This is a genomic window from Streptomyces sp. HUAS 15-9, from assembly GCF_025642155.1.
In the GTDB taxonomy this organism is placed as follows: Bacteria; Actinomycetota; Actinomycetes; order Streptomycetales; family Streptomycetaceae; genus Streptomyces.
The window spans coordinates 7,452,418-7,475,070 of the sequence record NZ_CP106798.1; the positions used below are offsets into that span (position 1 = coordinate 7,452,418).

The 22,653-nt window shown below is 70.7% G+C and carries 10 protein-coding genes; 4 read left to right on the forward strand and 6 right to left on the reverse strand.

The window, feature by feature from the left end; translation table 11 throughout:
* Positions 1 to 109 precede the first annotated feature (109 nt).
* Complete coding sequence (locus N8I87_RS34020; RefSeq protein WP_263214572.1) at positions 110 to 736, forward strand: tellurium resistance protein; 627 nt, start codon at positions 110 to 112, stop codon at positions 734 to 736.
* A gap of 3 nt (positions 737 to 739) precedes the next feature.
* Here the strand turns inward: N8I87_RS34020 and N8I87_RS34025 are convergent, their stop codons facing one another.
* Genes N8I87_RS34025 through N8I87_RS34035 form a run of 3 tightly spaced genes read right to left on the reverse strand, consistent with a single transcriptional unit; the run spans position 740 to position 4,586 of the window.
* Complete coding sequence (locus N8I87_RS34025) at positions 740 to 1,978, reverse strand: McrC family protein (protein ID WP_263214573.1); 1,239 nt, start codon at positions 1,976 to 1,978, stop codon at positions 740 to 742.
* The gene (locus tag N8I87_RS34030) at positions 1,971 to 4,073 is read right to left on the reverse strand and encodes an McrB family protein (protein ID WP_263214574.1); all 2,103 of its coding nucleotides are present in this window, start codon (positions 4,071 to 4,073) and stop codon (positions 1,971 to 1,973) included. Before N8I87_RS34030 ends, N8I87_RS34025 begins: the two co-directional genes overlap by 8 nt.
* 45 nt (positions 4,074 to 4,118) lie before the next feature.
* The gene (locus N8I87_RS34035; RefSeq protein ID WP_263214575.1) at positions 4,119 to 4,586 is read right to left on the reverse strand and encodes an ATP-binding protein; all 468 of its coding nucleotides are present in this window, start codon (positions 4,584 to 4,586) and stop codon (positions 4,119 to 4,121) included.
* Positions 4,587 to 4,736: 150 nt separating this feature from the next.
* Here N8I87_RS34035 and N8I87_RS34040 point away from each other — a divergent pair, with 150 nt between their 5' ends.
* Together N8I87_RS34040 and N8I87_RS34045 are read left to right on the forward strand one after the other, a co-directional pair.
* Positions 4,737 to 5,603 (forward strand): helix-turn-helix domain-containing protein, encoded by an 867-nt coding sequence (locus N8I87_RS34040; RefSeq protein ID WP_263214576.1) that lies wholly within the window; start codon positions 4,737 to 4,739, stop codon positions 5,601 to 5,603.
* Complete coding sequence (locus N8I87_RS34045) at positions 5,600 to 5,821, forward strand: DUF397 domain-containing protein (protein WP_263214578.1); 222 nt, start codon at positions 5,600 to 5,602, stop codon at positions 5,819 to 5,821. Before N8I87_RS34040 ends, N8I87_RS34045 begins: the two co-directional genes overlap by 4 nt.
* On the opposite strand, the gene N8I87_RS34050 is transcribed toward N8I87_RS34045, so the two are convergent.
* From N8I87_RS34050 to N8I87_RS34060, 3 genes are read right to left on the reverse strand one after another with little or no spacing between them, the layout of a single operon-like run.
* Positions 5,725 to 9,783, reverse strand: a complete 4,059-nt coding sequence (locus N8I87_RS34050; RefSeq protein WP_263214580.1) for an Eco57I restriction-modification methylase domain-containing protein — start codon at positions 9,781 to 9,783, stop codon at positions 5,725 to 5,727. The two genes, N8I87_RS34045 and N8I87_RS34050, sit on opposite strands and share 97 nt — an antisense overlap.
* Positions 9,783 to 12,734, reverse strand: coding sequence for a DEAD/DEAH box helicase (locus tag N8I87_RS34055; RefSeq protein WP_263214582.1), 2,952 nt, complete (start codon positions 12,732 to 12,734; stop codon positions 9,783 to 9,785). The genes N8I87_RS34050 and N8I87_RS34055 overlap by 1 nt, the downstream gene beginning before the upstream one ends.
* Before the next feature lie 33 nt (positions 12,735 to 12,767).
* Complete coding sequence (locus N8I87_RS34060; RefSeq protein ID WP_263214583.1) at positions 12,768 to 19,067, reverse strand: protein kinase domain-containing protein; 6,300 nt, start codon at positions 19,065 to 19,067, stop codon at positions 12,768 to 12,770.
* A gap of 162 nt (positions 19,068 to 19,229) precedes the next feature.
* Here N8I87_RS34060 and N8I87_RS34065 point away from each other — a divergent pair, with 162 nt between their 5' ends.
* On the forward strand, positions 19,230 to 22,631 hold the full coding sequence (locus tag N8I87_RS34065; RefSeq protein WP_263214585.1) for a sigma-70 family RNA polymerase sigma factor: 3,402 nt from the start codon (positions 19,230 to 19,232) through the stop codon (positions 22,629 to 22,631).
* Positions 22,632 to 22,653 lie beyond the last annotated feature (22 nt).

Sequence of the window (22,653 nt, forward strand, 5' to 3'; positions counted from 1 at the left end):
GTTTCTTTCACAGATTCTTCACCAGCCGCGCAATAATAGACGACGATCACACAGGGCGGACGGCGTGGCATGAAAAGGTCATCCGAAAGCCTGATGTAAGGGGGTTTCGTTGAGCGGTGACGGCAGGCAACGGGGAGTCATCCGGCTGACCGGACGGGCGGCGCCCGCCGTGGAACTCTCCCAGCGGACACCCTGCGCCGGGATCACGGGGCGAGGTGTCCTCCAGGTCAACCTCAACTGGTCGGTCGCGGCGGAGGCCGACCTCGATCTGGGCTGCATGGTCCTCACCCGTGACGGAGCGGGCGCCGCCGTTCAGCCCCTGGGCGCGGAGTTCGGCGACCTCGACGCCTGGCCCTACGTCAGCCTCGACCAGGACGACCGCACCGGTGAGGCCTCCGACGGGGAGACCCTGCGCATCAGCCTGGAGCACCGGCACCAGTTCACCAAGCTCCTCGTCTACGTGTACATCTACGAGCGCGCGGCCGACTTCCGCACCCTCGGCGGCGTGGTCACCGTCAGCGCGCCGAGCGGCACCTGGCGCATCCACCTGGACGACTCCCCGGCCGGAGCCACCTCGTGCGCGATCGCCCTGCTCACACCGGGACGGGACACCCTCGAACTCCGGCGCGAGGTCCGCTGGTTCACCGCTCAGCCGTCGCTGACGAACCAGCAGCTCATCGACCAGGCGTACGGCTTCGGCTTCGAGTGGGTACCGGGGGTCAAGCCACCTCTGTGACATTCACGGCAGCGCGGTGCGGACCCACTCGGTCGCCCGCTCGGGACGGGCGTGGGTGTCGATGCCGAGGACGTGGATGGTGCCGAGGCCGCCCCGAGGTCCGCGGACCTGGAGGGTGCGTCGGGTGTACCCCCCGGGGCGGGGGTGGACGATCACCGCGCTCGGGGTGTCGGAGGCGGCATATCCGGCGCAGTAGGTGAGGAGTTGGTGGACGTCACCGGCACCGACGCCATGGCGGTCGTAGCGCTTGTACTTGGCGTCGACCGGCAGCAGCACATGGTCGGCCGTGTCCGGGACCGGAAGGCTCAGCAGCAGGTCGGGCCGGAAGGCGGAGTTGTTCCCGAGGTCGCCGCGAACGGTGATGCCCGTCCTGCCGCCGCTCGGGAGGGCATGGCCGCCGAGAAAGGCGGCGGCCTCCGTGCCCAGGCGTCGTACGACGGCTTCCCACAAGGCGGGCATGGCCAGCAGGAGGCCTCCCGCCGACGTACCCCGGTCGGTGAGCAGGTCGGTCACACCTCCGCCGCGCAGCAGCAGGCGGGCCCAGGTGTGGGCGGCACGGTAGCGGGCGTTCAGGCGTGTGTACTGGGTGCGGTCGAGTGCGCCCAGGGCGGCGTTCGGGGTCGCGGCAGGGGGGAACGCCCCCGCGATGCCGTGCAGGTCGCGTGCCAGGTCGGAGTCAGCGGTCAGGGTGAGCGCCACCCTCAGTGCGGACCCCAGGACGCGGTTGTCCCAGATGTCCGTCTCCCGGACGAAGGCACGCACGTACAGCCTGTCCAGTTGCCCATAGCGGAGGGTGGCCTGGGCGGCGGCGTCCAGGCGTCCCCGCAGGACCGGTTCGAGGCTCTGACGGCGGACGTAGTCGCGGCGCAGCCCCTCCCGTACGAGCTTCTCGCACTCTTCGAGCAGGGCGGCGGCCACGAGGTCGGCGTAGCCGTCCGGGCCGGTGGCCCAGCGTCGCGCCGTCGTCGCGATCGGGGTGCCGAGCGCGTAGGCGAGCCAGCTCATCAGTTGCCGGCCCGGGATGGCGAACTTGGGCTCGACGACCAGCCGGACGCGGTCCAGGACCAGGACACCGACGGTCGCGTCGGCCTTGAGCCGCCATCCGGTACGGTCCGCGGCCAGGGTGAGGCACCCGCGCGCCTGGAGGGCGCCGAGGCGGTCGACGTCCCGCGGGGTGAGCTGTTCGATGCCGAGCCGGGTGGACTCGTACTCGCCGATCCGTACCTCGAAGCGGTCAGGCATCGGAGCCCTGCGTGCCGCTGGTGAACTCGGTCGCCAGCGCGGTGACGAGGTCCTGCGGGGACATCATCACGGGACGGCCGGTGTCCGCGTCGACCAGGCCGCCGAGGATGCTGTGCAGCAGGTCGGCCCGGCCGAGGCAGTGGTCCTCCAGGAGCGGGATCACCTCGTGGTGGAAGGCGGCGGCCAGGTCCTCCTCGGTGGCGATCGGCTCGCCGTCCCGCAGCAGGTAGGCGTGCCCGATCTGGTGGTCGGCGTCGAGGCGGCGGGTGATACGGGTGTTGAGGGACTCGAAGAACGCCGCCAGGTCCAGCGGGCCGACCGTCCCGGAGACGGCGTCCGGGTCGGGGCCGACGGGCAGGAAGGCGAAGCGGCGGCGGACCGCGGCGTCCAGGTGACTGATGCTCCGGTCGGCGGTGTTCATCGTGCCGATGATCCGGATGTTCGGCGGCACCGAGAAGGACCGCCCGCTGACCGGCAGGTCGACCGGCAGGTTCCGCTTGTCGAGTTCGAGGAGGGTCATCAGCTCACCGAAGATCCGCGGCAGATCACCGCGGTTGATCTCGTCGATGATCAGCAGGAACGTCTGCTCGGGCCGGGCCGAGGCACGGCCGCACAGGGCGTGGAACAGACCGTCCGCGAGGGCCAGGGTGAGCCCCGGGCCGGTGGCGCTCAGGTCCGGTTTGAAGCCCTCGACGAAGTCCTCGTATCCGTACGACGGGTGGAAGGTGACCATACGGACCCGGTCACCGCGCAGCATCTCGGCCTGGGCCTCGGTGCGCGGGCCGGGCTCGGCGCCGAGCGCGTCTGCGCGGTCGGCCAGGGCGAGGGCGGCGCCCAGCGCGAGCCGGGTCTTGCCCGTGCCGGGCGGACCGTGCAGGATCACCTGCCCCTTGCGGTCCAGCGCGTCCAGGACGGCTTGTACGTCCTCGGGGAGCGCGACCGGTGCGCCGCCGTGCGCCTGGTGTGCGCTCGGGGCGGAGTCGGTGTCGCGCGTGGTGAACGTGGCGAACAGGGCCGGGTCGACCTTGGCGAAGGTGGACCGCCAGCCGTGCTGGGCCTTCGACAGCTTCCGCGCGTGCGAGACGTCCCAGGTCACCGGGACGACATGGCGGAACTCCGGGCGGTCCGGGTCGAAGCGGTAGCCCCCGTCGACCGTGCCGGTGGCCAGCACCTCGTCCACCCCGCGGTTCGCCACGACACGGTCGCCCGCCTCCAGGTCACGGAAGGCCAGCAGCCGGCGGGCAAGGGTCAGACTGCCCCCGGTGCTCCGGGGCCAGTACGCGTCCAGGGCCTGCTTCAGATCGGTGTCGCTCTGGTACAGGCCGAGATCACCGAGCTCGTCCCACCCGACGCAGATGAACCCGCCGTCCCGGCACTCCTCCCACATCCGGCCGCGCTCACCGGGGGCGACCTTCCAGATGGTGCGCTGCCGGGGACGCGGATCGAAGTGCGCGTACAGGAAGTGCATCACCTCCTGCCCCGTCCAGCCCTGGAACTCCTCACGGGACCGCACGAGTTCCAGGAGCCGCCGGTTGTTGCGCCAAGCGGGGGCGTCGGCCTCTGCCGCACCGCCCAGCAGGCCGATGAACCGGCGCAGATGCTCCGCGGCGTGGATGGGCAGGAAGTGCTGGGGGAAATAGGTCGAGAGGGACTTGGTCACCAACGTGGGCCCGAACCTGAGCAGTTCGAGGTCGTCCACGGCATCGAAGTCACCCGCCGCCACGGAGTCGAACGCCGTGACGAACTGCCCGCGCAGATCGGCCCAGGCGTCCTGGGCGTCCATCCCCCGCAGGGGAGCGGCCAGCCGCCACTCGCCGGAGACGTGGTGGTACATGATGTGCTTCGCGGCGCTGCCGCCCCTGATACTGCCGAGGTTGGGAGTGAGGAACTCCAGCAGCCGACAGTACGTCGGCCCCGACCCGGCCGGTGCGGCCTGCCCGAGGGCGTACCTCTCCAGCGGCAGCCCCGCCCACGCCTCCGACGGAAAGAGGTCCAGCACCTGCTGTCGCTCGTCCTCGGCCATCGACTCGGCCTCTGCCACGGCCTTCCGGTCGAACTCGCCCGCCGCCGCCCGCACATCCACCCCATCCGTCATGGAGGCCATGATGCCCGACCCGGTGTTCGGCCTCGCTGCGGGGCGTCACCGGCCCGGACGAACACACCGTGGGCCGAGGGCGAGTTCGGCCCAGACGGTCTTGCCGCCGGGCGGATACGGCTCGGTGCCCCAGCGGTCGGCCAGGGCGGTGATGAGGAGCATGCCACGGCCCGATTCGGCGTCCGGTGGAGTCTCGAAGTCCGTTGATGAGGCGGGTACTTCGTTGCCACGGGCGTCCGTGACGGCGATGCGGAGGACAACGCCGACGGACGGGTGGTCGAGGGTGAGCGTGAGGCGGAAGTCGCGGCCTTGGACGCGGCCGTGCAGGACCGCGTTCGCGGCCAGTTCGGCGACGATCTGCTCGGCACGCTCGGTGACCGTGGGGGACACCTCCCAGGAGCGCAGCTGCTCGTAGGTGAGCAGGCGGGCGAGGCGGGCTCCGCGGCGGGTGGACGACATCTGCTGCGCGAAGTGGCGCACGGAGGTGCGGAGCTGAGGCGTGGTCGCGTTCATGGGGCCACGGTGACGGGCGCGCGGGAGCGTGCTCCAGGGTTGCGGCCCGTACGGTGCGTCAGCGTACGGGCACATTCCGTGGACGGTACGCGAAACCTGCGGTCACGCTGGGTGTTGTCCAGTGCGGCGGATATCTGGAGGTGACCGCGTATGACGGGCGACGGCGTGGGGGCGAGTGACGAGCTGACGGTCTGCGAGGCGGAACGGGAACCTGATCCGTCGGACAGTCTGCGGACCTTCGGCGCCGTGGTCCAGGCCCTGCGGGAGAACGCGGGGCTCAGCCGGGCCGAGTTCGGCGAGCTGGTTCGGTTCTCCAAGCACACCGTGGAATCGGTGGAGTTGGGGCGGCGGATGCCGGACGAGTCGTTCGTGGAGCGGGCGGAGGAGGTGCTGGGCAACACGGGGGCGTTACGGCGGTCGGCCCGGTTTCTGACGCGGGGGGAGGCGGGGCTGGCGTCCTGGTTCCGGCGGTGGGCTCGGCTGGAGCGGGTAGCCGTGAGTCTGTGCACCTACGAGTGTCGGTTGGTGCCTGGGTTGTTGCAGTCGGAGGGGTACATGCGCGCCCTCTGCGAGAACGACATCCCACCACTGTCGGACGAGGTTCTGGAGGCAACCGTTCAGGCGCGATCGGAGCGGCAGCGCCTGCTGCGAGAGCGCCCCAACACCGCCTTCGACTTCATTGTCGAGGAGTCCGTGTTCGCGCGCCGTCTCGGTGGCGTGAACGTGACGCGCGACATGATCGAGCACGTGCTTGAGGCGGCTGCGCCGAGGAACGTGACGCTTCAGATCATGCCTGCGGATTCCGAGCACCACGCCTGTATGGCCGGCCCGATCCAACTGCTGGAAACCCCGGACGGGAGTTGGCGTGGATACTCCGAAGGCCAGGAGAACGGACGCCTGATCGCTGACCCGAAACAGGTCAGCCGACTGCACATGCGCTATGCGAGACTGCGCTCGCAGGCCCTCTCCCCGAAAGACTCCGTGGGCCTGCTGGAGCGGATGCGAGGAGCGCTATGAGCACGCCCGAACTCGACTGGTTCAAGTCCAGCTACAGCAGCGCACAGGGGGACAGCTGTATTGAGGTCGCCGTCACCGAGCAGGCCGTCCGTGTACGGGACTCCAAGGACGTGACCCGCCCTCACCTCTCCGTCGGGCGCGACGGCTGGGCGCAGTTCGTGACGTTCACGGGGTGTCGGGGGCCGTGGCCCGGCGGCGGAGTGAGGGTGGACGTGTAGTTCTCGCCGTCCACCAGCGGGCTGGTGAGGCTCACTCCCGCTTCGGCCATGCGGTCGTACTCGGCGAGGATCAGCTCCTTGGTGCGGTAGGTGCCGTACTTGGCCTCGTCCTTGCGGCGGACGATGGGGAAGGTGTCGAGGATGTAGTCGGCGTCCTCCCGGGACACTCCGTACAGGTGGAAGAAGAGCGCGTCCAGCTCGGCGCGCATGACCGGGCGGCGGGACTCGTCCCAGCGGAAGGGTGCGCCCCTGTCGCCGAGATCCGCGGCGAACGGCTCCATGTCGTAAGCAGTGTGGCCGAGTTCCAGGGCCCTGGGGAGGATGAAGGCGCTGTGCGGCGCCAGCATGCCGGGCGTCGGCATGGGCAGTTGCTCGAAGATGAAGAAGTTGAGGTTGACCCCACCGGCCTTCTGCCTGGCGACGAAGTCGAAGACGAATGATGCCGCCGCTGTGTGGATGGGGGCCGTTCGGTCCGTGCTCCGAGGGTAGGTGATGACCGGCATGCTGTTGCCCACCGCCGCGACGGGGAGCGCGGAGATGATCGCGGAGCGCTCGTCGGTGTTCCGGCAGACGTTTCGGAATCCGGTCAGCCATGAGGTCTGTGCGGGCAGCGCCGCGCGGACCCTGCCTTCCGCGACCCAGTAGCGGGGAAGGGCGACGGCCTCGGCGTCCTGCTTCTCCGAGAGCGTGCAGTCGCGGGTGGATCCGCTCTCGTCGTAGGTCGCCCAGCGGTGGTCGTAGTGGTGGAGCATCTTCGCCTCGTACAGCGGCAGCATCCTGGAGCCGCCCTTGGTGAAGATATTGCCGGTCGGCGTCCAGCCCTCGGCATCGAGCTGCTCGCGGGTGTGGAAGAGATCCGAATCGTTGGACATGTCAAACATGCGCATGAACGACAGACCCCATGGATTGCCGGAGGGGTTGTTCTCCTCGCGGAGGACCGGGATGCGGCGGTAGATGCCGAGGGTGATCTCCGCGTCCCGGCGGGAGCGGAAGACCGGGCACGTTCCCGTGTTGGGGTTGAGGAGGGTGATCTCCTCGGGAGTGAGGGTGAACACCTTCTCCGGGTCGTCCAGTTCCGCCGGGTCGTGGAGGAAGAAGGCGAAGCGTGCGGCCGGCTCGCGCAGGGCCCCGCCCGTGAGGGACAGGATGCTGAACTTGAACGAGCGATGCACACCGGGGAAGAGCGGTGCCGCGTTCTCGAAGTCGTACAGCGTCGCGATCGACCCGTTGCGCACCAGGTCCTTGAAGAAGAACTGCGTCGTCGCGTCCGTCGCGATGCCCGTGGGCACGACGACGCCCATACGGCCGCTTGGCGCGGTCATCATGCGGTCGGTCTCGGCGAAGACGGCGTAGGTGTTGATGTCGCCTCGACCGGTCAGCGGGTAGCGCAGCGACAGGCGCATGAACTGGCTTTCGCCCTCGGACTGGCGCTTGGCCGCGGCGAACTCGGCGAAGAGGCCGGGGTTCGTCCCGGGCAGGGCCGCGACCAGGCGCTTGCGGGCGGCGGCGTTCGCCGCGCCGGCGATGGCCGTGTCGCGCTGGGCGAAGAATTCCTGTTCCTGGAGCTTGATCCGCTCCCACGGCGGATTTCCCAGCACGCAGGAGAAGCCCCCGGCCCACCCCACGGAGGGATCGATGTCGCCGTCCGCGGCCTCGGAGACGGTGAAGACCTCCGGGAACTCCAGATGCCAGTGGAAGAACCTGTACTGCTGCGCCAGCCGGATGATCTCCTCGTTCGTGCTGACGGGTATCCCGGCCCCGGGGCTCTGAAGATCCCGGAACACCCCCTCCGTCACCGGAGTGGGCGCCCCCTGCCACTTCGGCCACACGAACGCCGCGCACCACGCGTCGGCGACGTGCACCGCGCGAAGGTAGTCCGCCGACTGCTCCAGATCGCGGAAGCGACTGGACTGGAGCCGGACATCGCGCAGAGTGTCCGCGCGGGCCCCCGTGATCTCTCGCACGCTCTCGGCGAAGGCGGCGTTCGACACCCAGATGTGCTCCTCGGTGTGGAAGCTCAGCTGCCCGCCCCGCTCAGCGGCGTTCCGCTTCTTCAGCACCGCCGCGATCTTCTTGTCGTCGCCCTCGATCGGCCTGAAGGCGTCGTCCGGTACGCCCTTGGCCAGCAGGGCCGGACTCGCCCCGATAAGCGCGTTGCCGTGCTTGATATGAGCGTCCAGGAAACCCAGCGGCTTGCCCGGCTCCAGGGCCTCCAGCCACAGTGACACCTTCGCCAGCTCGACAGCCATCGGGTTGAGGTCCACGCCGTAGACGCACCGCGCGGCGACCTCGTGCAGGGCGTGCCGCACCGCGTCGATCGTCGGCTCGGGGTTCTGCTCCCGTACCGCCGCCACCCGCTTGGCTATCCGACGGGCCGCGGCCACCAGGAAGTGGCCGGACCCGCACGCCGGGTCGCAGACCGTCAGGTTCAGCAGCTCCTCCACGATCACCGGGCCGGCATCCGGCAGCCCGGAGCGCGTCGCGCGGATCTCGCCCCGCTTGACCGCGTCGTCGATCACCGGGTCGAGCGCCGAGTCGAGCAGGCACTCGATCAGGGACGACGGCGTGTAGTAGGACCCCGTGGTCTTCCGGGCGTTGCCCGCCAGCTCCACCAACTCGAAAGTACGCTCGGTCGCGTTGTGCTTCGGGACCAGCTCCAGCAAGGACTCGTAGATGGAGCCCAGTTCCTCGGCGTCCAAGTGGCGGTAGTCGACGACGCGGTTGCGCCCAGAGCCGGTGTCGCGCACGATCGACAGCGCCCGCACCGCCTCCAGCAACGGCTCGTTGGACAGCGACAGGCCGTGCAGGACCTTGTCCGCCTCCGTGTCGTCGAAGATGCCGCCCAGGCCCGGCAGGCCCAGCTCCGGGAGACCGTTGTCGTTGCCGAGGCCCGACAGGACGAAGCACAGGGCCCGGTACAGGTCGCCGTGGGCCGTACCCCGGCGCCGTTGAGCGTGTCGGCGCAGGCGTCCCGACGAGAAGTAGGCGGCGTAGCGCTCACGGGCGGTCGCGTCCGCCGACGGGGACAGCAGGACCCCCCGGTCTTCGGCCACGAACAGGAACAGCAGCCGGTAGACCAGGCGCAGCAGCGCATAGTGAAACGTCTTCACGGCCAGCTCTTCGCGCAGCTCCCGGTTGTCCGGGTGCTTCAGGAAGCCGGTGCCCAGCGTGGCGATCGCCGCCTGTACGCCCCTGCGGAGCTGGTCCAGCGCACGCGTCCCGGACGCGATCGCCTCCGCCCGCCACTTCTCCAGCCGGCACGCGGACGGCGCCGCGTCCTGCGCCACCTCGAACCGCGACACGTGCAGCAGCCTGTACAGCAGCACGAACTCGCTGAACAGCTCGCCGTCGAAGATCGCCTCAAGGTCGAACTCGACGTACGACGCCGTGGCCAGCGCGCTGGAGTCGCGCAGCAGACGGACCTGACGGCCGTTCGTCAGGACGCCCCACAGATGGGCCTCCGTGCGGTTCAGGCACTCCTGGAGCATCGACTGTGGCGGCACGGTGCCCGCCCCGCCAGGACGCTTGTCCAGGTCGGCGTTCCACGCCGTCCGGTGGATCAGCACGTGCTGCCAGTGGTGCGAGACCTGGAACGTCTTGTCCGCGTCCGAGTCGGCCGTCACGCCCGTCGTGCCGAGTGCCGTCAGCCGGCCGAAGCCCAACTCCCGCCACAGCGGCGCCAGCCAGTCGGTGCCCGCGAGGCCGGTCGGGTCGCCGGCCGGAAGACCCGTGTCCTGGTCCTCCGGCAGACGCTTGCGCAGGTCGCGCCAGAGCGGCTTGAGGTACTCCCAGCTGCGCTCGGCCTCGTCCCGCACCGAACGCGACGACGGCAGCCCGTAGTCGGCGGGCTTCGAGCCGGGCACGTCCTTGCCCTCGGAGATCCGGACCAGCATGTCGGCCGGGAGCAGCGCGCCGACCGTGTGGACGGCGGAGAACACCTGGTTGCGAGTGGTGGCGGACATCAGGCGGACACTCCAGCAGAAGCGGCGGGGGTTGCGGGCAGGTAGACGTACGCGCCGAGAACGTCGGCGGGCCTCTGCGCGGTGACGGACAGGCCTCGGACGATCTCACCGGACGCGGCACGCACCCGGCGGTGCGAGGCGTCCAGCTCGGTGGCAAGCTCCTCGCCGTACGCCTCCAAGTGAGCGAATACCTCGTCGAGTTGCCCGAGAACCCGGGACATCGTGCGCTCCGCGAAGTGCGCGTCCGTGTTCTCCGACGCCGTCGCATCCAGCAGCGCCGCCGCCTCTTCCTGCGGCAGCCACACCGCGTTCTTCGGGGCGCCCTCGAAGGCCAGCAGGCGCGCGTCCTCCGCGACCAGCTGCTTCTCGCCGCTGCGGGACGGCAGCGTGAGGTGGAAGCGGTAGCGGACGAGCAGCAGCGTCGTACGTGTGGCCACCGCATCCGTCGTGATGACGCCACAGCGGCGGGCCGGGCGCGCACCGTCCGCCTGGGTGTCCAGGGCGGCGTTCAGGACATGGGCCGCGAGGGCGCCGACCACCGGATCGGTGCGCACCAGCGCCGCCTCACCCCGGGTGATCGCCGGATCAGCGCGGAACGGGATCGGGCGGTCCTTCTCGATCGCCTCCGATCCGACGACCGGGGCCAGCGCGTCCCGCAGACCCGCCGGAGTGCCGCCGACCTCGGCCGTGAAGTCCTCGCCGCTGTCACGGATCACGGCGTTCAGCGCGGCCAGCGACTCCCGTACGAAGGTGTCGATCTCGCCCGCGCCGCCGAGCGCGTCCCGGATCGACGCGACCTCGCGCGCCACCTCCTCCGGGTGGATCGACCGCTGCGCGAACCGCGACCGGGACGCCTTCTCGCGCTCCGCGGCCGAGTTCCAGTCCTTGTCGAGGTCCGCGAAGCTCCGCTGGAAGGAGTCCGTCTCGAACAGGGCCTCCTGATCGCCCTGGCGCCCCCGGAGCAGCAGCCACTCGACGATCGCGTCCGTCACGCCCGTGGACATCTCGTCCGGGACGGAGACGGAGATGCCGAGGTCCTTCTTGATCTGCCGGTGTTTCTTGATCAGAACCTCGAGGACCCTGCCGTCGATACCGTTGTCCTCGCCGTACAGGGTGATCACCCGGACCTGGTCCCGCTTCTGGCCGTACCGGTCGACGCGGCCCTCTCGCTGGTCGTGGCGGGTCGGGTTCCAGGCCAGGTCGTAGTGGACGACGGCGTCGAAGTGGTGCTGGAGGTTCACGCCCTCGGACAGGCAGTCCGTGGCGATCAGGACCCGGCGCGCGGCGGCGTCCTCGCCCGCCTCCGCCGCCAACTGCTCGATGCGCTCCACGCGCTGCTGCGGGGACAGCGTGCCCGTCACCGCCTTGACCACGGCCTTGGCACCGAGCGGGCCGCGCTTCTTGTTGCCCTCCGCGTCCGTGTTGCCCAGCTCCTCCGCCAGGTACTCGGCGGTCGGGATGTAGCGGCAGAACACGATCGGGTGGTGGCCCTCGGCCAGCAGCGCCTTGAGATGCTTGACGATGGCCTTGAGCTTGAGGTCCTCGTCCGGGCCCTCCAACTGTTCGGCCCGCTGGGCGAGTTCGGCCAGTCGCGATCCGGCGTTCTCCTCCGTCTCTGTCTCCGCGCCGGGCGCCACGTCCATGCCTTCCAGCGCGTCGCTGTCCGCCGCGTCACTGGTCAGCGGAGCGCCGAGCCGGTCGGCCTCCTCAGCCGACGCCGCCACCGCCGCCGCGGAGCGCGTGCGCAGCGTCTGGGCGGCGGCCCGGGGCGAGGACACCAGGGAGCGCAGCAGGGCGATCGCCGACCACCAGGCGATCCGCGCCTCCCGCCGGCCCCGGCTGTCGGCCGCCTCCACGCGCTCGCTCGCGTAGGCGATCGCGTCGTCGAGCAGGGTCCGGTACGCCGGGGACAGCTTGTACGTCTCGTCCTTGAAGTAGCGGTCCGAGGGGAACGCGGTGCGTTCGGCCAGCGAGTCGTCGCCGAGGCCGTCCTCCTTCGTGAGGTACTGGCGTACGTCCGCCCGCTTGCGCGCCACGAAGTGCTGGGCGAGGAGCCGTCTGCCCGTCTCCGTCTCCAGGTCCACCGCGGCCAGTTCGGGCTTGACCAGGCCCAGCAGATTGCGGAACGCCGACTCCTTGCCGCTGTGCGGAGTCGCCGTCACCAGGAGCAGGTGACGGGTGGCGTCCTGCGCGATCCGGCGCAACAGTTCGTGGCGGAGCTGGTTCTGCGCGCTCGTCGATGTGTCGTCGGCGGCCACACAGGTGTGTGCCTCGTCCACGATCACGAGGTCGGGGCAGTGACGTACGAAGTCGTCGCGGTGGCGCGTGGACTTGATGAAGTCCGTGGAGACGACAACGTTCGGGTACTTGTCGAAGAGGGACTGGCCGAGGTCCAGGCCGCGCTCCAAGCGCGACACCGTGGACGCGAGAACCAACTCCGCGTCGATGGCGAACTTCGTACGAAGCTCCTCCTGCCACTGCTCCGCCAGCGCCGGGGAGCACAGCACCGCGAGGCCCGACGCCTCGCCCTGTGCAAGGAGTTCGCTCGCTATGAGGCCCGCCTCGATCGTCTTGCCGATCCCGACGTCGTCGGAGATCAGCATGCGGACCGTCTTCTGACGCAGCGCCATCAGCAGCGGTACGAACTGGTAGGCGCGCGGCTGCACCGCGATACCGGCCAGCGAGCGGAACGGGCCCGCCCCGGAGCGGAAGCCCACGCGCAGCGCCGTACGCAGCAGGCCCGCCGCGCGCTGGTCGCCGAGGTCGCCCGGCTCCGGAGGGGCGAACTCGGCGCCCTTCACCTCTTCGAACGCCGGGAACACGGCGGCGATGTCGTCGTCCGAGCCGCCCAGCGGACGCAGCACCAGCAGATCGGGCTCGCTCTCGGGCAGGACCACCCATTCGCGGCCGCGGGCCGTCACCAGAGAGCCGACGGAGTACGTGAGTGCCATGTACGTAGCCAAATCCTTGCGTGCGGAACGGGATCAGTTGGTGGCGGGCTGGCTGAAGTACCGGCTGTTCGTCGCCGCGACGGCGTCCCAGTCGCCGTCGTGCGGGAAGCGGACGACATCCCAGCCGGCGCTGAAGAGACGCTCCTCGGCGTCCTCGTCCCGCAGGGCGTCCCGCTCCTTGTCGGGCGTGTCCACGAACACGGCCACTTTGGCGCCGGGCAGCCGGTACACGAAGTCGGGCATCGCGTTCGCCTCGGTGAGCAACGTGCCCGTCTCGTCCGGCAGACGTAGTCCCCGCACCCTCGCCCAGCCCAGGAAGTCGCCCACCGCGGCCAGTTCGGTGGCCGATGCCTCCACGGCGGTCGCGGTGGGCGCGGCAGGTGTCTCGTCGAGCAGCCGCCGGTACTGCTCCGACCGCGACTCGCCGCGCGACTCGCGCCGCGCCGTCGCCGAGGCGAGCCGCACCAGCAGGTCTCGCGCCGAATGGCGGTTGATCAGCGCGTGGTCGATCTGGTTGCCGTACGTCAGCAGGCACTCGTAGCAGCCGAGCGCGCACGGCCGGTCGGGGTGCGGGCCGCCCAGGTCGGTGCCGTCCTCGTCGAAGTGGCAGATGGACAGCGCGTACCGGGCGGCCTTCGCCAGCGCGTCCTGCTCCGCCTGGAGGCGGCGCAGCACGCCCGCGCCGCCCTCGGCCGCCTCCGTGAAGAGGATGCGGCCTCGCGGGCCGTCGTCCGGTGGGAGCAGCTCGCCGGACAGCTCCGCGTCCTCCAGCTCGAAGGCGGCCTCGATGCCCCGCTCCAGCGCGTACATCACCGACAGCGCGACCGGTTCGGGCAGCGGCTCGTCGAGGGTGACGACGACGATGTTGCGGCGGTCCTCCACATACGGGATGACCCGCTTCTTGCGGCGCCGCTCGTTGCCGTCCGCGTCGATCACCGGCAGTTCGCTGGAGTCGCCGGACGCCTCGGCGGCGTCCTTGTCGTTCATCCAGCGGCCGTCGGCGAGGTCGAGCCAGTAGCCCGGCGGCTCGTCGCTCTTGGCCCGCACCCGGCCGGTGTTGGTGATCCGCACGGTCGCCGAGTCCCCGTACGCGATGTCGGCGAGCACCGCGCCCGAGGCGTCGCGGACCGACGCGTTCAGGCGGCCCTTGCGGGTGCCGTGGTCCTGGAAGCGGTACGACGTCTCCAGCCGGAACCCGGCCCGGCGCCGCTCCTCCTCGTCGGAGGAGATCCGCTCGCGGCGTGTGGTGTACACCGTGTGCAGCTGGAGCAGACCGTACGTCGACGAGCCCAGCGGCTCGTCGCACATCTCGCAGCGGTCCTGCCGCTGCGCCGGGTCGTGGTGGTAGCCGCACTGGGCGCAGCGGCGGGCCTCGCTGGTCGCCAGGTCGCCGGAGGAGTCCGGCGGCAGCTGGATGCGGGTCACCTGGTAGCGGGCGCCCTCGTGGTAGATGAGCGAGCCCGGACCGAACTCCCGGATGGCGAGGAAGCGGGGCCGCTGGAGGTAGTCGCCCTCGCCGCGGCGGCGGCCGACCATCGGGATGTACGCGGCCAGCGGCAGGCGCGGGAAGCTGTAGCCCGGCAGGAAGCCCTCGGAGGCGAGGTAGCGGTAGGGGTTGAAGTCGGAGAGGACCGACTTGCTGTCGACGCTCTCGTTCATCAGCAGGTTCAGCTGGGTCTCCGCCTCGCGACGGCGGGTGTTGGCCCGGTTGCGGTCACCCTCGGTGAGGCTGTAGTCCAGGCGCCGCTTGTTCTGGATGTACTGGTCGTCGAGCGCCGCACGGAACAGCTGCCGCCACCGGTCGAAGGCCCGGTCGAACCGCTCCGGCACCGTGCGCACCCGGTCCTGTATCCAGTCGTCGTGCCACCAGGTGGTGTCGGCGAAGTCGGGGAGCAGCGGCCCGAGAACGCGCTGCGCGGCATCGACGGTGCGCCGCTGGGCGCTCTCGTCGAGGGAGGCCGCGAGGATGTCGGGCTGAAGACCGAGGGCCGGGGCGGGGCGGTCGCCGGTGTCCGGGTGCGACACGTCGAGGACGTCGGGTACGGCGCGGCCCAGCTTCAGGCCGGCCTCGGCGATCCACAGGCCCTGGAGGTGGGACAGGACGAGGTCCTCGTTGGCCAGATCCAGGCGCGGTGGTGCCACCGCGCCCGCCACCATCCGGTCCGAGCGGCGGAAGTAGTACTGGTCGTGGCTGTTGCCCGTCGCGCAGTACGTCGTCACCAGCGCGGGCTGCCCGCTGCGGCCCGCCCGGCCGGAGCGCTGGGCGTAGTTCGCGGGGGTGGGCGGCACGTTGCGCATCATCACCGCGTTGAGGGAGGAGATGTCGACGCCCAGCTCCATCGTCGGCGAGCAGTACAGCAGCTTCAACTCGGCCTTCCGGAAGGCCTCTTCGCGTCGCTCACGCTCCTCCGGGGCGACCTGGGCGGTGTGCTCGCGCGCGAACAGTCCGGACAGCGCGCTCGCCGCCTCCTTGTACAGGTCGCGGAAGAACGTGTTGACCCGCGGGCCGTCGCCGCTCTGGTAGGTCCGCGTCAGGGGGTCGTGCATGCCCGTCTCGCCCTTGCCCGCACGCCAGATCAGCGACTGGGCGGCCACCCGGTAGCCGGTCGAGACCGGTGGGCCGGTCCGTCGGTGACGGCCCGCGCGTTGCGGTGCCTCCGACACCTCCTTGACCAGGCCCGCCACGGCCAGCACCCGCAGCAGTTCCTCGATGACGAGTTGCAGGTCGTCGGGGGAGAGGTGCCGGAACGAGTCGTCGGCGCGCTTCAGGTACTTGCCGAACTTGCCGCGCGCGGACAGGAACAGGGCCGAGCGGTCCAGGCCGGGACGTGACGGGTGCGGATAGGCCGTTCCGAGGCGCGGCCGGTCGGACGCCGACAGCACCCACGGGTCCACCAGCCGTTCCTCGCTGGCCCGTTGCAACGAGTCGAAGTCGTCGCGGAAGTACGACACGTCGATGGCGAGCGAGCGACGCATCTCGTTGAGCAGCGCCTTCATGATCTCGGCCCGCAGCGCCGGGTCGGCGTCCCGCAGCGCCGCGTGGGTGGCCGCCCAGCGGTCCTGCTTGTCCGCGATCCACCGCAGGTCCGCGTAGTCGATCTCCAGCAGACCCGTCTGCTCCAGGTTCGGCATGGTGATGCGCCAGCCGCGCTCCAGGTCGAGGTAGAGCCGGAAGGCGATCACATCACGCAGCGTCCTGGCCGCCGCGCGGGCGAGCGACGGCGGCTGGTCGCTGTCGCCGGTGTAGTCGGCGGGCTCGATCGCGAGCGCGTTCGTCACCGCCGAGGCCAGCTCCTCGTGGGGGAGGCCGTCCTCACCCGCGTCCAGAGCGGCCCGGTACAGCGCCCCGCGCAACTGCGTGATCTGCACGAAGTCGTTGAAGTGGCCCGCCTGGAGGGAGGCGTCCTGTCGGTTGTCCACGAACGTGAGGAGCTTGCGCGCCTCCTTGTCCAGCGCCTCCTCCGGCACCGACTTCAGGGACCGCACCACCGACGCCGAGATCAGTGAGGTGGCCGACGACCGGCCCTCCTGGTCCAGTGTCGCCAGCTTCGCGAAGTCCCGGCCACGCGTCTGCTCGTACGCCACCCCGCAGTGCAGACAGAACAGGAACGGCGACGGGATGAACGCGGCCCGCAGCTCGCCGCGGCCCTCGTGTCCGAGCGGGTCGACCGTGACGGCACGCGGCACCCGGTCGCGGAACGCCCGCTTGACGACCTCCTGGCCCCTGTCGTCCAGTTCCAGCCAGGATTCCGGCAGCCGGCGGTCGTCCACGGCGTACTGAACACCGGCCGGCCAGCCGCGCTCGTGGTCGACGTAGAGATAGCCGTCGCCCTGACGGCCGCCCGTGGCGGAGGTGTCCCGGCGAGCCTCGTACCGTACCTCGCCGTCCTTCTCGACGCGCCAGACCGTCAGATACTCCTGACCGCACTCCCGGCAGAACGCCAGAGGCATCAGCAACTTGCCGCCACTGCCCGGCTGTTCGAGCTGGTAGGAGCGGGTGAGATGGCGGGAGAGCTTGTTCTCCAGGGTGACGTACACGGTGTCGCCCTTGGAGAGGAACTGATGCAGCCGGAACGCGAACAGGGGGCGGTCCGTGACCGGGTGGTGAGCCTGCGAGCCGGCCTCCAGGGTCGCCTCCATCGCGTTGACACAGTCGTCCTTGGCAACCCCCGACCGCTCGGCCAGTTCACGGGCGGCAACCTCGATCTTCGTGGGTCGGCGGCGCACCAGCCGGCCGGTCGCCCCGTCCGTGGCGAGTCCGAAGCGGGTCTCGATCCAGCGGGCCAGCGGGTCGCGCACCAGGTCGTCGTACGCGCGTGGCGCGGCGGGCGAGGTCAGGCGCTCCGCGGGGACGGTCCCGGGGGCCTCGTCGGTCGCCCGCTCCAGCGTCTCACCGATGACGTGCTCCGGGCTGACCGTCGTACCGAACAACGTGCTCGCCACATCGGCGACGACCTTCTTCTGATCCTCGACGGTGCCCTCGGTCGACATGGTCGCCGAGGTGCCGACGCACTGTACGTGCGGGGCCTGGCAGGCCTCGCGGACCCGTCGGATCAGCAGCGCCACGTCGGCGCCCTGCCGGCCGCGGTAGGTGTGCAGCTCGTCGAAGACCAGGAACTCCAGGCCCTTCGCCATCTTGATGAGGCTGGCCCGGTCGGCGGGCCGGGTCAGCATCAGTTCCAGCATCACGTAGTTGGTGAGCAGGATGTCCGGCGGGTTGTCGCGGATCTCCTTGCGCTTCTCGTCGTCCTCCTGGCCCGTGTAGCGGGCGAAGGTGACCGGCTCGCGCCCCGGCCCGTAGCCGTCCCGGAGGTACTTCTCCAGCTCCTTGAGCTGGCTGTTGGCCAGCGCGTTCATCGGGTACACGATGATGGCGCGCACCCGCTTTCCGGCCCGGGGGCCCTCGGCGTCCCGCTCGTGCAGCACGCGGTCGACGATCGGGACGATGTAGGAGAGCGACTTGCCGGAACCGGTGCCGGTCGTCAGCACGTACGACGCACCGCGCCCGGCGGCCTCGACGGCCTCGCGCTGGTGGCGGTGCAGGGTGAGGGGCCGGCCGTCCGGTGTCGTGCCGCCCACGGTCTTGCCCGCCTGGAAGATGCGGGCGCACTCCGGGTGCAGCACCTTCTCGCCGACCAGTTCCGCGACGGTGCCACCGCTCTGGAAGAACGGGTTGAGCGACAGCCACGGGTCCGGCCACTGGGACTTGTCGTCGAGGTCCTTCTCCACGAAGGCGGCGACACGGTCGTCGCGGATGACGGTGCCGCCCTCGGTGAAGGAGCGGTAGTCCTTGATGAGCGCGCGGTGCACGCCGAACACGTCCATCGCCGTGCCGGAGGCGGTGACCGGGGCGGGGCGGGGGGAGGGTGCGGACGACGGCGGTTCGGCGGTGTGTGCGCCGGACGCGAGCAGGGGCCGCCTCGGGTCGAGCGCGCTCCAGTGGGGGAGATGGGGTGTGTCCGCGTCCCGGGTGGCCAGGGGGAGCATCGCGTCGCGGACCTCGGCCGCGTTCGCGGGACGGTCCGAGGGGTCCTTCGCCAGCAGTCGTCCGACGAGGCGGATCAGCTCGGCGGGTATCTCGCCGCGGATGCGTGCGAGGGGCGTCGGTTCGACCTCGAGGTGCTTGCGGGCGAGTTCGTAGGGCGACTCGCTGGTGAAGGGCGGTACGGCGACGAGCATCTCGTACATCACACAGCCCAGCGCGTACAGGTCGGCGGCCTGGGTGACCTGGCGGGCCCGGAACTGCTCGGGGGCCATGTAGCGGGCCGTGCCGACGCTGACACCCGTGCTGGTCAGCCGGGCCTCGTCCGGGTCGTCGACGATGCGGCCCATACCGAAGTCGAGGACCTTGACGGTGCCGCCCCGGGTGAGCATGACGTTCGCCGGCTTCAGGTCGCGGTGCACCACGTCGGCGGCGTGCGCGGTGGCGAGGCCGTCGGCGATCTGGGCGGCGACGGCGGCGATCCACGGGACGGGCAGCTGGCGCTCCTCCTCGATGAGGTCGCGAAGCGTCTCGCCGTCCAGGAACTCCATCGCGAGGTAGGGCAGTCTGCCGTCCTCGGTGACACCGCCCGCGACGAGCCGCGTCAGGTTGGGGTGGTCGAGACGGCGCATGATGCGCACTTCACGGGCGAACCGGTCCACGGCCTTGCTGTCGGCGCCGGTGTCGACCAGGGCGCCCGTACGGCTGCGCAGGATCGTCTTCACGGCGACCGTGCGATCGGGGCTGCCCTCCGGTGCGTGCAGATCCTCGGCCCGGTGGACCTCACCCATGTTGCCCTTGCCGATGACCTGCCCGATGCGGAATCTGCCATCGATCAGCGCGTGGCCCACGGCCGCTCCCCTGCCCTCATCCCGCCGTCCCGCTACGGGACTTGCCCCCGGTCCTGGTTACCGTACACGAGGGGTGTCAACTTTCCTAGATGTGAGATCTGTTGACACTGTTAACGAGCTACCTCTACGGTGTGGCGTGTAGTTGGGGTGGGGGTGGATGACATGCGGCATCAGGCCGTCGGCGCACAGGGTGCGCCCGTCACCAGAGCCGCGCTCGCCGAGTTGCTGGTTCAGCTCCGGCGTGCGGCGGTAAACGGCGTCGTGCCGGAGGGCGCGTTCATGGCGCAGGTGCGGAAGCTTGGACTCGGGGACGCCGAGCGGGAGCGACTGCGGGCGGAACTGGCCAGGCTCGGGGTGCCTGTCCAGAAAACGGTGGTGCATACAGACGTCGACCGTCCGAATGCGGAAAAGGTTGCACGGAATCGTGTAGAAAATGTGTTCCCCCGGGCTGACGTGGTGCTGGCGCTGCTCGGGCGCTACGCGGACGCCGAGGGCCGCGTCACGCCTCGGGCCCTGGACGGGGTCGTCCGGCTGGCCGGACTCAACACACGCGAGGCGGCGGCACTGAGGGCGGCGGCCAAGGTGCGGGGGGTCGAGGGAGCGGGGGAGGAGGGTCCGGATGAAGGGGGCGCACCGCCGCCCGAGCCGCCCGGGGTCGTCGTGCCGGAGGACGGTGACTTCGCCGCTGCCGTGGTCGCGGGCATGTCCGTGCTGGAGGAGGACCGCTTCCGTCGGCGGACCGAGCACCATCTGCTGACGGCCGAGGCGGAGGTCGGCCTCACCGTGCTGCTGCGCGGCGGCGCGGACCAGGTGGGGCAGGAGCCCACGGACGCGGACCTGAGCGCCCTGCCGCCCGGCGACCTCAGGATCCGGGCCCGGGACTGCCTGGTCCTGCACAATCTGCGGCTCGTGCACTCCGTGGTGCGCGCCTATCTGGAACAGGGGCTGGAGTATGACGACCTGGTCCAGCACGGCGTCCTGGGGCTGATGCGGGCCGCGCGGAAGTTCGATCCGACCATGGGCAACAAGTTCTCGACGTACGCGACCTGGTGGATCCGGCAGTCGATCACCCGAGGCATCGCGGACGAGGGCGCCCTCATCAGGATCCCGGTTCATATGCACGAGCAGATGCGCAAGGTGGCGGCCGCCGAACGTGCCCTGGCCGCGCAGGGGCGGGCCGCGGGGGCGGCCGACGTGGCCGTGCACTGCGACATGAGTGTGCGCAAGGTGGAAGAGATCCGGAAGCTGAGCCGGCGTACGGACTCGCTGGACCGCGTCATCGGCGACGGCGCCATCCTCGGCGACCTCCTGGGGGAGGCCCATGCCCTGCCTTCGGTGGAGCACGGCGTGCTGGACGCGCTCCTGATGGACGACGTGATGTCCGTCGTGGACACGTTCGACGAACGCAGCGCCCGTGTCCTCGTCCGGCGCCTCGGCCTCGACGGAGACGAACTCTCGACGCTGGACGAGTTGGGGCGGGAGTTCGGGGTGACCCGGGAGCGGATCCGGCAGGTGGAGAGCAAGACCCTGCCGGTGTTCAGGCAGCGGCTGCGGATGGCGGGAGTCACCGGCGCGTTCCGGGACGGGGACGGGCAGGGTGCCGACGAGGACGGAGAGCAGGGCCGGTCGAAGAGGCGGCGAGCGCGTGGCAGAGCTCCGGCTGCCGCGGCGGTCACGAGACCGGGACCGGACGCGGAGCGGGAAGCGGGGACCGAGGCCTTGCCCGCTCCGGCCCCCGCGGTTGCCGACCCCAGCCCGCCGCCTGTCGTGGAGGCCGACGTGCTCCCGGCGGACTGGGACAGGGCGCTGCGGATGCTGGCGAGGTTCGAAGGGGGAATCGACTGGCTCGCCGAGTGCGCGTTGCTGGCGCTCGGGCAGTCCCAGCTCACGGTGATGCTCGGCCCACCCGCCGCCGCGGACGTGGTGCGCGCCGCAGGGGAGGGGACGGCGCCGGACCAGCAGGTGCTCGCGGCCCTGGAAGTGCTGCAACGCGTCTTCGACACCCTGAGGAAGGCCGGTTACCGACCGGAGGACTTCTTCGAGAGACCTGCCGAAGCCCTGGTCGAGGCGACCCCGCGAACGTACCTGGCCAGGAAACCACTGGTGAACACGGAGTCGCGCCTCGCCGTACGAGACGCACTGCGGGAGTTCACGGCCAAGATGCCACCCCGGAAGCCGGCCGCGTCCGCGGGGGATGCGCACGGCGGCTCGGTGGACGTGAGTCCTTCGGACGGTGGCCGGGTGATGGAGGCGGCTGCGTCCTCGTTCGCCGAGTCGGTGGGGGGTGTGGGCGGCGGCTCGGTGGGCGTGTGTTCGTCGGACGATGGCGGGGTCGCGGAACCGGGCGTGCCGTCGTTGGCCGCGGCCGCTGAGTATGTGCACGGCTGTCCGGTGAGTGTGTGTCCTTCGGACGATGGCCGGGTGGAAGTGGCTGAGGTGTCGTTGGTCGAGTCGGTGGGGGGTGTGGGCGGCGGCTCGGTGGGCGTGTGTTCGTCGGACGGTGACCGGGTGGTGGTACCGGGCGCGGTGTCGTCGGCTGGGCGTGCGCGAGGTGAGCGGGTCGGGGAACCGGCTGCGGTGTCGTCGGCTGAGCCTGCCGAGGCTGAGCACGGCGGCTTGGTGAGCGTGTGTCCTTCGGGGGATGGCCGGGTGGTGGAAGCGGCTGCGTCCTCGTTGGCCGAGGCCGCGGAGGACGTGGACGGCCGTTCGATGAGCGCGTGTTCCTCGGGTGATGAGCAGGTCGCGGAACCGGGCGTGGCCGCTGGGGATGTGCATGGCCGCTCCGTGAGCGTGTGTTCCTCGGACGATGACCGGGTCCCGGAGCCGGCCGCGGTGTCCGACGACGCGCCTTTGCCCGTACCCGGGCCCGCCGCCGACGAGGAGGCGCCGCCCCAGCCGATCGAGGCGGACGGGGACGACAAGCCCGCACCGCAGCCGGCGGCCTCCGAGGAGGAACTCGCGCGGTTCCGTGCCGACGCCGACCTGCGCCTCGCCGAGGTCCGCCGTGAGTACGAGGTGCGGATCGCGCGTGTGCGGGACGAGCACCAACAGCGCCTGGCCGCGGAGCGGGAGGCAGCCGAGGTGGAGGCCGGGCGGCAGTTGGACGTGCTGGAGGAGGCATTCCTGCGCCGTGTCGACACGTCACTTGTGCGCCGTGAGCGGAGTGTCCGTGCCGAGTGCGATGAGCGTCTCGCGCAAGTCGAGGAAGAACACCGGGCCGCACTCCAGGAAGCGGTCCGCCGGGGTGAGCACGCCGACTTCTACCGGCAGCGGGTCGGTGAGGCGGACCGGCGGCTGCGTCAGTACCGCGAGGACACCGAGGCGCGCATCGCCGACCTGGAGGCCAGGCTGCGCCGGGCCGAGTCCCTGCTCGCCGAACGGGATCACGCTCTTCGGGCAGCCCGGCAGCAGGTGGAGGCAGTCGAACAGCGTGCCGCCGAGCACATCGCCCAGACCGAGCACAACGCCTGGGCGCGCATCACCGAACTGCAGGAACAGCTTGCCGCGGAGCGGGCGGGCGGCACGCCCCGTACATCGTTGCGGGACCGCTGGCGTCGGCCCTGACACCCCACATGACTTCCCGACT

Coding starts and splice junctions, on each gene's coding strand:
- N8I87_RS34025 (WP_263214573.1), bottom strand. CDS start 1,978: ATGCCTGACCGCTTCGAGGTACGGATCGGCGAGTACGAGTCCACCCGG.
- N8I87_RS34030 (WP_263214574.1), bottom strand. CDS start 4,073: ATGACGGATGGGGTGGATGTGCGGGCGGCGGCGGGCGAGTTCGACCGG.
- N8I87_RS34035 (WP_263214575.1), bottom strand. CDS start 4,586: ATGAACGCGACCACGCCTCAGCTCCGCACCTCCGTGCGCCACTTCGCG.
- N8I87_RS34040 (WP_263214576.1), top strand. CDS start 4,737: ATGACGGGCGACGGCGTGGGGGCGAGTGACGAGCTGACGGTCTGCGAG.
- N8I87_RS34045 (WP_263214578.1), top strand. CDS start 5,600: ATGAGCACGCCCGAACTCGACTGGTTCAAGTCCAGCTACAGCAGCGCA.
- N8I87_RS34050 (WP_263214580.1), bottom strand. CDS start 9,783: ATGTCCGCCACCACTCGCAACCAGGTGTTCTCCGCCGTCCACACGGTC.
- N8I87_RS34055 (WP_263214582.1), bottom strand. CDS start 12,734: ATGGCACTCACGTACTCCGTCGGCTCTCTGGTGACGGCCCGCGGCCGC.
- N8I87_RS34065 (WP_263214585.1), top strand. CDS start 19,230: ATGCGGCATCAGGCCGTCGGCGCACAGGGTGCGCCCGTCACCAGAGCC.